Origin of the sequence: Vibrio sonorensis, from assembly GCF_001854765.1 — a bacterium.
GTDB classification, from domain to species: domain Bacteria; phylum Pseudomonadota; class Gammaproteobacteria; order Enterobacterales; family Vibrionaceae; genus Vibrio; species Vibrio sonorensis.
The window spans coordinates 54,574-68,685 of the sequence record NZ_LJJE01000092.1 but is presented as its reverse complement, the minus strand read 5'-3'; the positions used below and the strand labels follow the sequence as shown (position 1 = coordinate 68,685).

At 46.9% G+C, this 14,112-nt stretch carries 6 protein-coding genes and 2 pseudogenes; 5 read left to right on the top strand and 3 right to left on the bottom strand.

From position 1 onward, the window contains the following. Window positions 1-64: 64 nt before the first annotated feature. From glgB to BLO31_RS16095, 3 genes and pseudogenes are all read right to left on the bottom strand, one after another. Complete coding sequence (gene glgB / locus BLO31_RS16105; protein WP_070968943.1) at window positions 65-2,245, bottom strand: 1,4-alpha-glucan branching protein GlgB; 2,181 nt, start codon at window positions 2,243-2,245, stop codon at window positions 65-67. A 300-nt stretch (window positions 2,246-2,545) separates the two neighbouring features. Then, window positions 2,546-4,728, bottom strand: a pseudogene (gene malQ, locus BLO31_RS16100) (4-alpha-glucanotransferase). A gap of 93 nt (window positions 4,729-4,821) precedes the next feature. After that, window positions 4,822-7,275, bottom strand: a complete 2,454-nt coding sequence (locus BLO31_RS16095; RefSeq protein WP_070968940.1) for a glycogen/starch/alpha-glucan phosphorylase — start codon at window positions 7,273-7,275, stop codon at window positions 4,822-4,824. Between the two features lie 518 nt (window positions 7,276-7,793). Between BLO31_RS16095 and malT the strand changes: the two genes are divergently transcribed. The 5 genes and pseudogenes from malT (at window position 7,794) to BLO31_RS16065 (ending at window position 14,059) form a co-directional block, all read left to right on the top strand. Then, complete coding sequence (gene malT, locus BLO31_RS16085) at window positions 7,794-10,502, top strand: HTH-type transcriptional regulator MalT (protein ID WP_070968934.1); 2,709 nt, start codon at window positions 7,794-7,796, stop codon at window positions 10,500-10,502. A gap of 142 nt (window positions 10,503-10,644) precedes the next feature. Then, the gene (locus BLO31_RS16080; RefSeq protein ID WP_070968931.1) at window positions 10,645-11,028 is read left to right on the top strand and encodes a VOC family protein; all 384 of its coding nucleotides are present in this window, start codon (window positions 10,645-10,647) and stop codon (window positions 11,026-11,028) included. An 81-nt stretch (window positions 11,029-11,109) separates the two neighbouring features. After that, window positions 11,110-11,892: a DUF4344 domain-containing metallopeptidase gene (locus tag BLO31_RS16075; RefSeq protein WP_070968927.1), complete on the top strand. Its 783-nt coding sequence runs from the start codon at window positions 11,110-11,112 to the stop codon at window positions 11,890-11,892. A 21-nt stretch (window positions 11,893-11,913) separates the two neighbouring features. Beyond that, a pseudogene (locus tag BLO31_RS16070) lies at window positions 11,914-12,299 on the top strand (thiol-disulfide oxidoreductase DCC family protein). A 98-nt stretch (window positions 12,300-12,397) separates the two neighbouring features. Beyond that, window positions 12,398-14,059 (top strand): methyl-accepting chemotaxis protein, encoded by a 1,662-nt coding sequence (locus tag BLO31_RS16065; RefSeq protein WP_070968923.1) that lies wholly within the window; start codon window positions 12,398-12,400, stop codon window positions 14,057-14,059. The last annotated feature ends 53 nt before the right edge of the window (window positions 14,060-14,112 follow it).

Sequence of the window (14,112 nt, the reverse complement as noted above, 5' to 3'; positions counted from 1 at the left end):
TTAAATATTGACTAAAGATAAAAAAGGCCGGTGATATACCGGCCTTAGACGCTTGTTGGAGTACCTATACAAGTTTGTAAAACAGGGTGGCTAACGGTGGTAATGCGATTTCAATGGATTGATTTAATCCTTCGCTTTGCAACTCTTCAGACATGATGCTCTCTTTCACTGGGAAGTTACTACCGCTGTACAGCGCGTCGTCAGTGTTCAACTTCAACTGATACTCACCCGCTAGAGGAACACCTAAACGAAATCTCTCGTGAGGCACTGGAGTAAAGTTAGTGACCACCAAGATTCGCTCCCCGCTGTCACTTAAACGTTCGTGTGCCAATATGCTTGCGTCGGCGGCGTCTTGCAATCGCCACTCAAACCCACGAGGCTCACAGTCGAGTTCGTGCAGCGCTTTTTCATCTCGGTACAGAGTATTGAGATCACGCGTCAGCGCTTTAATGCCCTGATGACGTTCAAAATCTAACAAGAACCACTGTAGTTGATCATCGTGATTCCATTCTCCCGTTTGACCGAATTCCGCCCCCATAAAGTTGAGTTTTTTGCCCGGTTGACCATACATGTAGCCGTAATACGCTCTAAGGTTTGCAGTCTGCTGCCATTCGTCACCCGGCATCTTGTTGTGGATCGAGCCTTTGCCATATACCACTTCATCGTGAGACAGCGACAAGACGTAGTTTTCACTATGGGCGTAAATCAACGGAAAAGTCACCGTATTGTGGTGATACTTGCGATGAACAGGATCTTCTTTAATGTATGCCAAGCTGTCGTGCATCCATCCCATATTCCATTTAAAGCCGAAACCTAAGCCACCCATAAAGGTCGGCGCAGAAACACCGGGAAATGCCGTAGATTCTTCGGCAATTGTCATGGCGTTAGGGAAGTATTTGTACACTTCCTCATTCATCCATTTCAAAGTGGCGATAGCGTCGTAGTTTTCGTTTCCACCATCTATGTTGGGTACCCATTGGTCATGACTGCGCGAGTAATCCAAGTAAAGCATAGAGGCAACAGCATCAACTCGAATACCATCAATGTGGAAATGTTCGAACCAATACAGAGCATTGGATACCAAAAAGCGTCGTACGTGCTCACGGCCCAAATCGTAAATATAAGAGTTCCAATCCTGATGCCAGCCTCGACGAGGGTCTGGATCGTGGAACAACGGCGTACCATCAAAGTTTGCCAAACCGTGGTCATCCGATGGGAAATGAGCCGGAACCCAATCTAAAACGACGCCGATTCCCGACTGGTGGCACTTGTCAACAAAGTACTTAAAATCGTCGGGCGAACCGTATCGGCTAGTTGGGGCAAACAACCCGACAGGCTGATATCCCCAAGAGCCATAAAATGGATGCTCAGACACTGGCATAAGCTCTACATGGGTGTATCCCAATTCCAGTAAATAAGGAACCAGTTGATCCGCGAGATCTCGGTAATTTAGGAAGTTCCCATAGTCATCGCGTCGCCATGAACCAGGGTGAAGCTCATAGAAAGAGAGGGCTTGTTTTCTCTTTTCTTCGACAGGTCTAGTCTGCCATTTAGTATCTTGCCATTGGTAGGCCTTGTGATCATAAACTACTGACGCAAATGACGGATGCTGTTCAGAGTAAAAACCCCAAGGATCAGCTTTATGAGGTAAACCTTTGCCATCAGGGCCTTTCAACTCAAACTTGTATCGTACTCCTACATCCATATTTGGAATAAAGATACCCCAAATACCGTAGTCTAAGCGCTGCATAGGTTGGCGACGGCCGTCCCAGTCGTTAAACTCACCCACCAGTGAGCAAGCACTCGCGTGAGGAGCGTAAACCAAGAAACGCACCCCTTGAATTGACTGACCATCTCGTTCAATGGTTATCAACTGTGCGCCCATGTGGTGATACATCTCTTTCGGAGTATGAAGGTGATCATACTCGGCATAAATTTCGTGAAACTGGTATGGGTCATCAATCAACTGTTCGACACCATTCCAGTTTACCGCTAACTGATAGTGAGTGAATTTTAAATCGCGCGACTCCGTTAATACAAAACCAGAGGCGTCTTCTCTTTCCAGAGTAATGCGCGGCTCACCTTTAATTACAAGTTCCACCCCATCGGCGCCGGGCATCCATACCCTAAGTCCGCCTTGCCCTTTGTTGATATACGGGCCTAAAAATGCAAATGGATCTGCATACGAAGCGTTTGAAAGCTGGTTATACGCTTGTGTCTTTTTATCTATTGATGTTTTTTTCAATCCTTTCTCTCCTAACCTAACTTTCTAGACTATCCAGAGCAGTACTACGCTCCGAGTAAAAGCGAAAAAGCCCGCTAATAGGCGGGCTAAAAACAGCGTGTGGTTAGTGTACCGAATTCTGCAAACATCAAGAGTGACTGAACCGATACTTTCGTATGTAACTCGTTGCTTTTCATACTTGATTCGCTAGCCGAACTGCCGAGGTTCAAGTTTGTTTTGCGCAAAGTGATCCAACGAAAATATATCACTAACCCAAGTAGTAAAACTAACAGTAATAATCATGCCTGAAATAGAGCTCTGCTACTTTTTACTCGCTTTAGCGCGTACCTCGGTCAACTTTTGAGCAATGCGGTTTACCCCTTGATGAGCAAAGATTTGCTCAAGATTCATCGACAGTTTTCGACGCCAGTTTGGATACTCATCCACCGTACCAGGGATATTGACCGGATTGTCCATCTCCAGCCAGTCTTCCAACTGAACACTCAGCAGTGCGGAAGAGCCCGCCGCAACGTGAAGTTGCAAAGAATCGGCCAAATAAGAATCCATAGGAACGTATTGAGCATCGCGACCGACACCTTCTGGCAAGTAGCCGTGCCACGCCACAGAGTCCAAAATGCCTTGCTTACTCTTTAATCGATTGTCAAACAAGGCTTCAAGTTGCTTTTCATCGGGATACAAGCCCAGCTCTTTGCCCATTTTCAAATCGTCGCAGTGCCAGAAACCGCGAAGGGTCGGCATATCATGAGTACACAGTGCAGCCATAGATTGAGGCGTATAATGCGCTGGCGAAAGGTAGCCCCCATCCTCTTCCGACGTTTCAAAGAAGAACACCTTGTAAGAGTGCACACCCGCATCGCGAAGAATTTCGACAATTTCATCAGGCACCGTACCTAAGTCTTCACCGATAACACTGCACTGATGACGATGTGATTCCAACGCCAGTATCGCCAGCATATCTTCAACGGGATAGTAAATGTACGCGCCATTTGTGGCGTCTTCACCTTTTGGGATCCACCACAAGCGAAGTAGTCCCAACACGTGGTCAATGCGCAAGGCCCCACAGTGCTTCATATTCGCTCTTAGAAGATCGATATAAGCTTCATATCCCGTCGCTTGGAGCACCTGAGGGTTAAGTGGAGGCAATCCCCAGTTTTGCCCAAGAGGTCCAAGGATATCGGGTGGCGCACCAATACTAGCGTCTAATACTAGATTGCCATCGTCAGCCCACGTTTCCGCCCCTGAATCAGCGACTCCTACCGCAAGGTCACGGTATAGGCCTAAAGACATACCTTTGTCTTGCGCCAATACTTGCGCCTCTTTGATCTGAATATCGGCAACCCATTGAAGGTACATGTACAGATGGACTTGATCTTTATTGCGTCGAATAAATTCACTAACGGCCTGATTGTCAAATCGACGATACTCTTCAGGGAACGCGGGCCAACCCCATACTTCAGGATCTCTAGCGTGCAGCTCACCGTGCAAAGCATCAAACGCAGCCTGATGCAGTAAGCTCTCCCCACCAAGCTCGACAAAACTCAAAAACGCTTCTGCGCGACTGGTTCCCTCATCTAGATGACGTTTTTTAAACTCTTCAAAAAGAAGAGGTAATACGTTCATCTTTAACTTTGAAACTTCCGTATAGTTCACCCAGTGGGAATCTCTAGCATTTTGTAAACGCTGCTGGAACTCAGCACTGCCCACTATTTTTTGCGCTTCTGCACTCAATGCAAACTCGGGTACCGAGCTAACATCAATGTAGAGTATATTCAACCATCGACGAGAAGATGGGCTATATGGACTCGCCCCTTCGGGGTTAGCCGGAAACAGGGAGTGAATTGGGTTAAGGCCGACAAAATCGCCTCCGCGAGACGCAATATCTGACACCAATTGTTTCAGATCGCCAAAGTCACCGATCCCCCAGTTGTGTTGAGTTCGCAAAGTGTATAGTTGAACACTCGGGCCCCACATCTTCTTGCCTTCGTCTAACTCAGGCTGTTTGTAACAAGATTTAGGCGTTTTAATCAACTTCATAACGTAAGGCGCTTTGCGACGCTTTCGCACCACCTCTAGTGTGTGGTAGCCCCACGGTAAATCCGCTGGAAGACTAAATACTAAAGGGCCACCCTCTTTGCGTTCATCTCTCACGATCTGAGATTGAAGATAGCCTTCTAATATCTCCCCCTGTTCCGTTTGCAATTTCCAGCTAAATTCACTTTCTCGGGCATTGGGCCCAAGAACATAGACACTTCTGCAGGCGCGCCATCTTGGATCACGGTAACAGATGCTAGAACTTCTGGTTTGTGTTTTTTCTTTGCAGAAGCCAATAAGGCCTCATCACTCGATGTATCGTAGCCTAAAGACGTTAACAGTCGAACAATGGTATCTGTTTCAACTTTCGCTTCTTCTCCCCACGCGCTCACGTAGCTGTCGGCAATTCTCGCCATTTCAGCGACTTGTTTTATTACATTGTTTTGGTTCATCGCTCTCTCCGAAGGACTGCATCACCTTCAAAATGTAGGGTTGATTTGATAGGGGTCAGTAGCCGAGACAGCTCTCAGCTACTGAGAAAGGTGTTAGCGCTTAACGGCTTCCAACTTCCAAATGTTATTAACGTAATCACGGATACTGCGGTCTGAGCTAAACTTGCCAACCAAAGCGGTATTTAGAATGGCTTTCTTTGCCCAACCTGCTTGGTCGCGGTACTGCTTATCCATATCTTCGTGCGCCTTAACGTAAGAAGCAAAGTCAGCAAGAACGAGATACGGGTCACCGCCATCGAGTAAGCTGTCGTAGGTCGCTCGCAACTTACCGGGTTCACCCGGTGTGAACTCGTCGCTAAGTAGTAGGTCAAGAGATGCTTTTAGCAATGGATCCGCATTGTAGTAATCGTAAGGGTTGTAGCCGCGAGCTTTGGTTGCTTCTACCTCATCGACTTCTAGGCCGAAGATATAGATATTCTCATCACCCACTTCTTCGCGAATTTCCACGTTAGCACCATCCATCGTGCCTATGGTCAACGCACCATTCAGTGCCAGTTTCATATTACCTGTGCCAGACGCTTCTTTACCCGCGGTAGAAATCTGCTCAGAGACGTCCGCTGCTGGTATGATGATTTCCGCCATACTCACGCGATAGTCTGGCATAAAGACCACTTTGAGTTTGTTGCCGATACGAGGGTCGTTGTTGACCTTTTCTGCAATCTTGTTGAGGGCATAAATGATCTCTTTCGCTAAGTGATAACCCGGCGCCGCTTTGGCCGCAAAGAACACAACGCGCGGAGACATCTCAAAGTCTGGGTCAGAGACCAAGCGGTGATACAGCGACAAAATGTGCAGCATGTTTAGGTGCTGACGTTTATATTCGTGTAGACGTTTAATTTGCACATCGAAAATCGCATTGGTATCGAGCTCGATATCCATGTTCTCTTTTACCCATTTCGCAAGATGGGCCTTGTTCTCTTTTTTCACCGCCATAAACTGTTGCTGGAACTCTGCATCGTCGGCGTATCTTGCAATCGCTTCTAACTGATCCAGATCCGCAGGCCATTCTTCGCCTATTTTATCGGTGATCAATGCCGATAGACCCGGATTACAGAACTTCAACCAGCGACGTGGCGTAATGCCATTGGTAACGTTGTGTAAACGAGTTGGATACAATTCATGGAATTCAGGGAACAGGTCGCGCTTGACCAGTTGTGAATGAAGAGCCGCTACGCCGTTTACTGCATAAGAGCCCACTACACACAAGTTAGCCATGCGAACCATACGGTGGAATCCATCTTGGATAATAGATAGCTTCTGTTGCTTCGCCACGTCACCTGGCCACTTGGCTCGAACTTCTTGTAAGAATCTGTGGTTGATCTCGTAAATGATTTCCATATGACGTGGAAGCAGGCGTTGAATCAAAGACTCATCCCACGTTTCTAATGCCTCTGGCAATAGAGTGTGGTTAGTATAAGCAAAAGTATGGGAACAGATTGCCCATGCCTCTTCCCAGTTCAGTGCTTTGTCATCAATTAAAATGCGCATTAATTCAGGGATAGCGATTGCAGGGTGCGTATCGTTCAACTGAATGGTTTCGTGCTTTGGCAATGAAGCCAAGGTGTGACCCGCGACTTCGTGACGACGAAGAATATCGCGGATCGATGCTGCACTGTGGAAGTACTGTTGCATCAAACGCAGAGTCTTCCCTTTTTCGTGGTTGTCATTTGGGTAAAGCACTTTGGTGATGTTACCCGCATCAATAAGCGAGTGCTGGGCTTCGAAGTAGTCACCGTTGTTAAAACTCGCGAGAGAGAAAGGGGCAATAGCTTGGCATTCCCACAAGCGCAGAGGATAAACCGTATCGCTTTCGTAACCGACAATTGGCATATCCCACGGCATGGCTTTAACCGACATACCCGGAACCCAACGGCGACGTTCTCGACCATCTTGATTCACGACTTCAACGTGACCGTAAAAACCAATCTCTTGAGCTAAATCAGGTCGTGCGACTTCCCAAGGGTAGCCTTCAACACCACACCATGCATCGGGCGCTTCTTGTTGATGGCACTCTTTGAATGATTGCTTAAACAAGCCGTACTCGTAATGAAGGCCATAGCCAACAGTTGGAAATTCCTGCGCTGCCAGTGAGTCCATAAAACACGCAGCGAGACGACCAAGACCACCGTTGCCCAATGACGGATCGCGTTCCTCTTCTAACAGATCAGTTAAGCTCTGACCCAACTCGTTCATCGCCTCGTTGATTTGATCGTATAGTCCCATGCTAATCAGGTTGTTACCTGTTAATCGACCGATCAAGAATTCTAGCGACAAGTAGTTAACGCTTTTTGCGTTGACAATCTTTTCATCTTTTTCAGTTTGCAGAAGATCAAATGTGGTGATCTCTGCCAAAGCACGACCCATGGCCAGATACCAAGCTCGGCTATTAGCTTGCTCTGCAGTAGTCGCGTAGGTAGCGGAAAGGTGCTTGGTGACACTTTGTTGGAATGCAGCTTTATCGAATTGCTTTTGATGCGCAGGTTTCATGACGAAATCTCACTTACATTTGGTTTTAATTTATCTAGCCCATATCCTGCATGGACATTACCAGCTAAGCATCCTCCTACCTTTAAGGTCAAATGGGAGGAGGGGCTAGGGCGTAGGGGCGTAGGCCACGCTCTTAGAGTGATCAAACTCTCACTAATCCGGCTATCATTCGCTAATGTCGGTGAGAGAGATCACAGGCTTCGACCAATAAAGTTAGCTATCAAGTGTGAAGGAAGGATGTCGTACCATTTGAGCAAAGTTCTAATATGCAACATAGATCTCACTAAATGTTACGATTTTGCAGATATTTCACTATCCTTTGTACAAATCGAACTTAATTCTCACTCTCCCACCCCACCCAATAGTGATAAAAGTCACAATTATGGGGCGTAGACTGGTACAAAATGTGAATTGCTAGAAAAAGTCCTGATTAGACCGTCTCCTTGCCGAATGACATCAAGTAACATCCCTCTCATCAGACCAGAATGGTCAACATTTATACAAAAAGGGCAGAACTTATGTGGATTCCTTCAAAGTTGACTCGTCCGGGACGATTGCATAATGCTATCGTTCGCCCAAGGGTATTAGACCTTCTCCAGCAAGCAATGTGTTATAAGCTGGTACTGTTTCGCTCTCCTGCCGGATACGGCAAAACCACTATGGCTGCACAATGGTTAGCTGACAAAGGCAACGTCGGCTGGTATAGCATAGATGATGGTGACAACGACTCCTTCCGCTTTATCAACTACCTGTTAAAAGCGCTAAACAAGGCGACTCAGGACGCTTGTCCAAACTCGCAGAAGCTTGCGGAAAAGAGGCAGTTCTCCTCACTACACTCTCTATTTGGTGAAGTGTTTACCGAACTGAGCCACTTTCAGCAGGAGTGTTATCTGGTTTTAGACGATTACCACCTTGTCAGTGATGATGAAATTCACGAAGCGATGCGGTTTTTCCTCAAACACATGCCAGACAATCTAACCTTGGTCGTCACTAGCCGCTCGGCGCCACCATTGGGCACGGCAAACCTTAGGGTTCGCGATCTAATGATAGAAATTGGCAATGACTTACTGGCTTTTGATACCGAGGAAACCACGCGATTTTTTAACCAGCGTATTACCGAAGGGATCGATGATGTCACCGCTGACAGCCTTCGCCATCACGTAGAAGGCTGGCCTTCAGCACTGCAACTGATCGCCCTGCAAGCCCAACACCAGCGTCGCTCTTTAGCGCAAACCGCAGAGTCCTTTTCCAACTTTAATCACGGCCACTTATGGGATTACTTAGTGGAAGAAGTGTTTGACCTATTGGATCAAGAAACTCGTTTGTTCCTAATGCAGTGCTCGATTCTTGACCATTTTAATGACACCCTAGTCACCGCCCTGACTCAACGTGAAGATGCGTTGGGAATTATTGAAAACCTCAACAAATTTGGATTGTTTATTCATCCATTGGAGGGAGAACAAAACTGGTATCGTTTCCACAACCTGTTTGCAGAATTTCTCGCTCACGAGCGCAGTGCTCGCATTCCAAAGCAGGAACAAGAGCTCCATCAGAATGCCGCAAGAGCTTGGTTGAATGAAAACTCTCCCCACCAAGCACTCAGGCATGCCCAACTCTCCGGAGACAGCGGCCTAACAGGCTCAATATTGAGCCAATATGGCTGGAAAATGTTTAACCACGGCGAGCTAGATATCCTCGAAGGAGCTATCGATAGCCTGTCAGATGACCAGCTATATCAAGAACCTAAACTCTGTATGCTGCAAGCATGGTTGGCTCAGATTCAGCATAGATTTGACCATGTAGATGCGTTAATCGCTAAGTCAACGCGCGAGATGGAGCGCCGCAACGTGGCGTTAAATGCAAGTCAACAAGGCGAGTTTAATACGCTAAAAGCCCAAGTTGCCATCAATCAAAACAAGCCAGAATACGCTCTAGAGCTGGCCGAGCTGGCCCTCGGACAACTGGATAGTACCGTTTATCTCAGCCGTATCGTCGCCACGTCCATTGTCGGCGAAGTACACCATGTGACGGGAGAGCTCAGTCGCGCGCTCTCTATGATGCAGCAAACCGAAAAGCTGGCTAGGCAATACCAAGTCTATCACCAAGCGCTTTGGGCCATGCTGCAACAGAGTGAAATCTTGATCGCTCAAGGCTATGTGCAAGCCGCGTTTGAAGTACAAGACAACGCCTTCAAACTAATCGAAGAACAGCAATTACACCAAGTCCCACACCACGAGTTTTTACTGCGGATACGTGCACAAGTTTTCTGGTGTTGGAATCGTTTAGACGATGCCGAAGAGTATGCTTATAAAGGCTTGGATGCCCTTGGAAATCACGATCCGAGCAAGCACCTAACGAGCTACTCTATGTTAGCTAGGATTGCCATTGGCCGTGGAGAGCTAGACAAAGCAGGCAAGTTTATAGAAAAAATTCGCCACCTACTCAAGCAGTCCACTTATCACGTCGATTGGACAGCCAATGCCTCACTCTCGTTAATTTTGTATTGGCAGGCGAGAAACGATAAAGAAGCGATGCAGCAATGGCTGGACACCGCATTTCGCCCAGATAAAGCGAGTAATCACTTCACTCAGCTTCAATGGCGTAACATAGCGCGGGTACAAACCAGCCTAGGCCGATTTGACGATGCGCAACAAACCTTAGACTTTTTGAGCAATGAAGCCGAGCAATACGCACTTGTCACAGATACCAATCGCAACTTGATCGTTCAGGCCGTTCACGCGGCAACACAAGATAATCATCCGCTGGCGACCGACTATTTGGCTCAGGCGCTAGAACTCACCAATCAAACCGGTATTTTGGGCAATTACCTTATCGATGGGGATAAGATTTCGCTTCATCTAGAGCAGTTGGCTCATGGCCATGACCTCGGAGACTTAGCTCGCCATCGTGCGCAGCAATTGGTGAAATGTATCTCTAGTAGCGAACGCAGTCGCTCAGTACACTTTGACGAAGAGTTTGTAGATCGCTTGGTTTCTCATCCCGACATTCCAGAATTGGTAAGAACCAGCCCACTCACTCAGCGAGAATGGCAAGTGCTCGGTTTGATTTATTCCGGGTTTAGTAATGAGCAGATCGCTCAGGAACTCGACGTCGCAGGAACAACAATTAAAACCCACATTCGCAACTTATACCAAAAGCTCAATATAGCTAATCGAAAAGAAGCCATTAAAACCGCGGAGAATCTGCTTAAGTTGATGGGTTACTGATCACCGATCAGTAACAAGGAGAAAGGAGTGGAGTACCACTCCTTTTTTCATTTTGTGCTGGCAAAAGATCGCAGTTAACCAAAGTAAAATTTCCCTCTTTCAAAAGCTGGTCTATCTTGATTAAGAAATGGAGGAACGACAAATGACTCAATACAACCCAGTAGGCTGGTTTGAAATCTATGTCGATGACATGGAAAGAGCGAAAGGCTTTTACGAGCAAGTCTTTCAAAAACCTTTAGAAGCAATCGACATGCCGGCAAACTTTAATATGCAAATGTGGGCCTTTCCATCGGACATGGAAAAGTATGGCGCCGCGGGTGCCTTAGTGAAAATGGACAATGTACCAGCGGGTGGCAATAGCACACTCGTCTATTTTACTTGTCAAGATTGTGCGGTAGAAGAATCTCGCGTCGCTGATGCGGGCGGCACTGTGCAAGTGCCCAAAATGTCGATAGGTCCGCACGGCTTTATCTCGGTAGCCCTAGATACAGAAGGCAACACAATAGGGTTTCACTCAAACCAATAGGTGAATAGATTCGTAGGGTGTTCAGTATAAGGCGAGATTGTGCCACTATGTCTTTAAGTTCTTACAAAGTGATAAAGCAAAATGAAACTACGCGCACTTTTACTGTTCACCCTAATATTGCCTGCTGTTGTATCGGCAAAAGAGAACATCAAAGTTGAGTATATAAACCCACAAGATACGCAAGAACAGTCCGCCAAAATCGCTATCCAAGAGAGTCAATTAAACGAGTTGATTACCGATCTCGCCGATCAGTGGTTTCCTTTTAATCGCACACTCACCATCCAATACGGAGGTGAACAAGGCCCCTTGTATAATCCACAAAGCCATGTGGTTCACATGCCGTATCACTTCTATCACGAAGCGCTAAACTACTTTACTAAGAACGAATATCAAGCTCGGTTCGGAAAGTCTCCCCAGCTTGGCGCACAAGACACGATTCTTCACACCCTCTTGCACGAAGCGGCACACGCCTATATTGCCGACCAAAACATTCCCATTTTGGGGAAGGAAGAAGATGCCGCTGATAATTTTGCCGCAGTCGTAATGATCGATTACATAGAAAACGGTGATGACGCCGCCATCAGTGCGGCAGATATGTTTGCGTTTGAGTCAGAAGATCGCCCCGATTATTATCATATTGGCGAGTACATCGACGAACACAGTTTCGATCTACAACGCTATTTCTCTACCCTTTGCTTAGTGTACGGCAGTGATCCAGAGAAACACGCCAACTTACTTAACGAGGTAGAAAACGACTATCTAGCCGATCGCCAGGACTTCTGCCAGTTTTTGTATTCCAGTACCAGTGAAAGCTGGCATCACTATATAGCAAAGCACGTGATCCTCAGTAGGCCGGTGACGTAAAAAGGAAAAAAAGGAGTGTTCATGCCAGCTATTACACTATTTTACGATGCCCACTGCCCACTTTGCGCCATTGAGATGAAAAAGCTAACAAAATTAGATTCGCGTAAAGCATAGGATTAGTCGACATCCACAGCGCCGAAATGGAAAACTACCCCAATATCGATGTATTGAAGGCAGATAGTATTCTTCATGGTATAACTAACAAAGGCGAACTCCTGTTGGGATTGGATGCCATTGCCTATGCGTGGCGTTGTGTTGGCAAAGGCTGGCTATACGCCCCAACCCGTCTCCCCCTAATCAAACCGATAGCCGATTGGCTTTACCTGAAGTTTGCCAAACATAGGATGCGCCTTTCCCGTATTTTTGGCTTTACACCACAATGCTCTTCCAAGACGTGTAAAAAGTAAGTCTTTGCTACAAATAGGCAAATATTGACTACGCTTTATCTATTTATTAAAGCATTTTGGAACAGTCCGAAGTACGTGGATAGAGACAGGAAGTAAATATGAGCCTAACCATACGCGCGCGCCTTTATATCTTATCGCTCATTCCATTGTTGGTTATCGCAACAGGTATGCTAACGTTTACCTACTTTAAGACTACGGAGTTTAATCAAGAACAGATTCAACAGACCCGAAACGGCATGATGGAGCAAAAGCGCTCCGAGCTTAAGAACTACCTACAAATGGCCAAGTCCGCCATCGCCCCGTTTCTCGCGCGAGGAGCCACGCTTCAAGAGGCGATTCCAACCCTTAAACTCCTAGAATACGGCGAAAGTGGTTACATCTTTGGCTACGATTCCAAAGGGATAAGACTTGTAGTTGGAAAGAGTGACAAGGGCATAGGCGAAAACTTCTTCAATCTGCAAGACAAACGTGGCAATTACTTAATCCAAGATTTGATTAAGAATTCAAAGACAGGAAAATATACTACTTATTACTTTCCGAAATTAGGGCAAACCGAACCCCTTCCAAAGCTCAGTTACTCCATTTACATCCCTGAGTGGGATTTAGTTTTAGGTACTGGTTTTTACACCGACGATATCGACGCCATTGTTGAACAGTTAGAGCAAGACTCGCAGAGCTCCCTTGCCAACACTCTCAGCGCCATCATCATTTTCTGTATTATCATCGCAGCCTGTGTCACCTTAGTCGCGATATGGATCAATCGCTCGATTATGAATCCACTACAGCAGTTTGACCGTTCAATCAGTGAATTTGCCTCCGGCAACGCCGATCTTACCGCGAGAATGGAATCGTTTTCCGTACCAGAATTTGCAAAACTGAGTACTAACTTCAACACCTTTGTTGGCAGCTTGCAGAACATCATTAAGAATGTCAGTGATGTCGGGCAACAAGTTGTCTCGGAAACCAATGATATGTCCAGTCGCGCCTCACAAGTAGACGAGCTGGCTACCGGACAACGAGAAGAAACAGAGCAAGTCGCCACCGCCATGACCGAGATGACGACAACCGCCCAAGAGATCTCCAATAACGCCAACCAAGCGGCAGATTCCGCACGTGAAGCAGACGAAAATGCCAATCACGCACAAGCAACCGTAAATGCCGCCGTCACATCAGTGCGCGATTTAGCCGAAGAGCTGGCCCAAGCTAGCGACGTAATTTCAAGACTAGAAGGCGATGTAAAAAACATCTCTACCTCACTTGAAGTGATTCAAGATATCGCGGAACAAACCAACCTACTCGCCCTCAACGCTGCCATTGAAGCAGCCCGAGCAGGTGACCAAGGCCGAGGATTTGCGGTTGTTGCCGATGAAGTGCGTAAACTCGCCAGCCGAACCCAAGATAGTACCGGAGAAATTCACGAAATGATTCAAAGACTTAAACAAGCCTCAGATGCGGCTGTGAAAGCGATGAAATCAAGCCAGCAACGCGGGGAAAGTACCGTAGAAGAGGCCAATGCCGCCGCCGAAGCACTGGTTCAAATTCAGCAAAGTGTTGGCACCATTATGGATATGAATGCCCTTATCGCAACGGCAACCGAGGAGCAAAGTTTAGTAGGTCAAGATATCTCCCAGCGCATCGTGGTGATATCCGATCAAAGCTCGCGTTCGGCTGGACTGGCTAACGAAAACAGAGCGGGTAGTGAAAACCTCAACCACAAGGCGAACGAACTCTATCATTTAGTCGATCGGTTTACAGTGTAAAAGCCTGCGAGCCAACGAAAAAGGCCGCACTAATAATGTGCGGCCTATCGAAT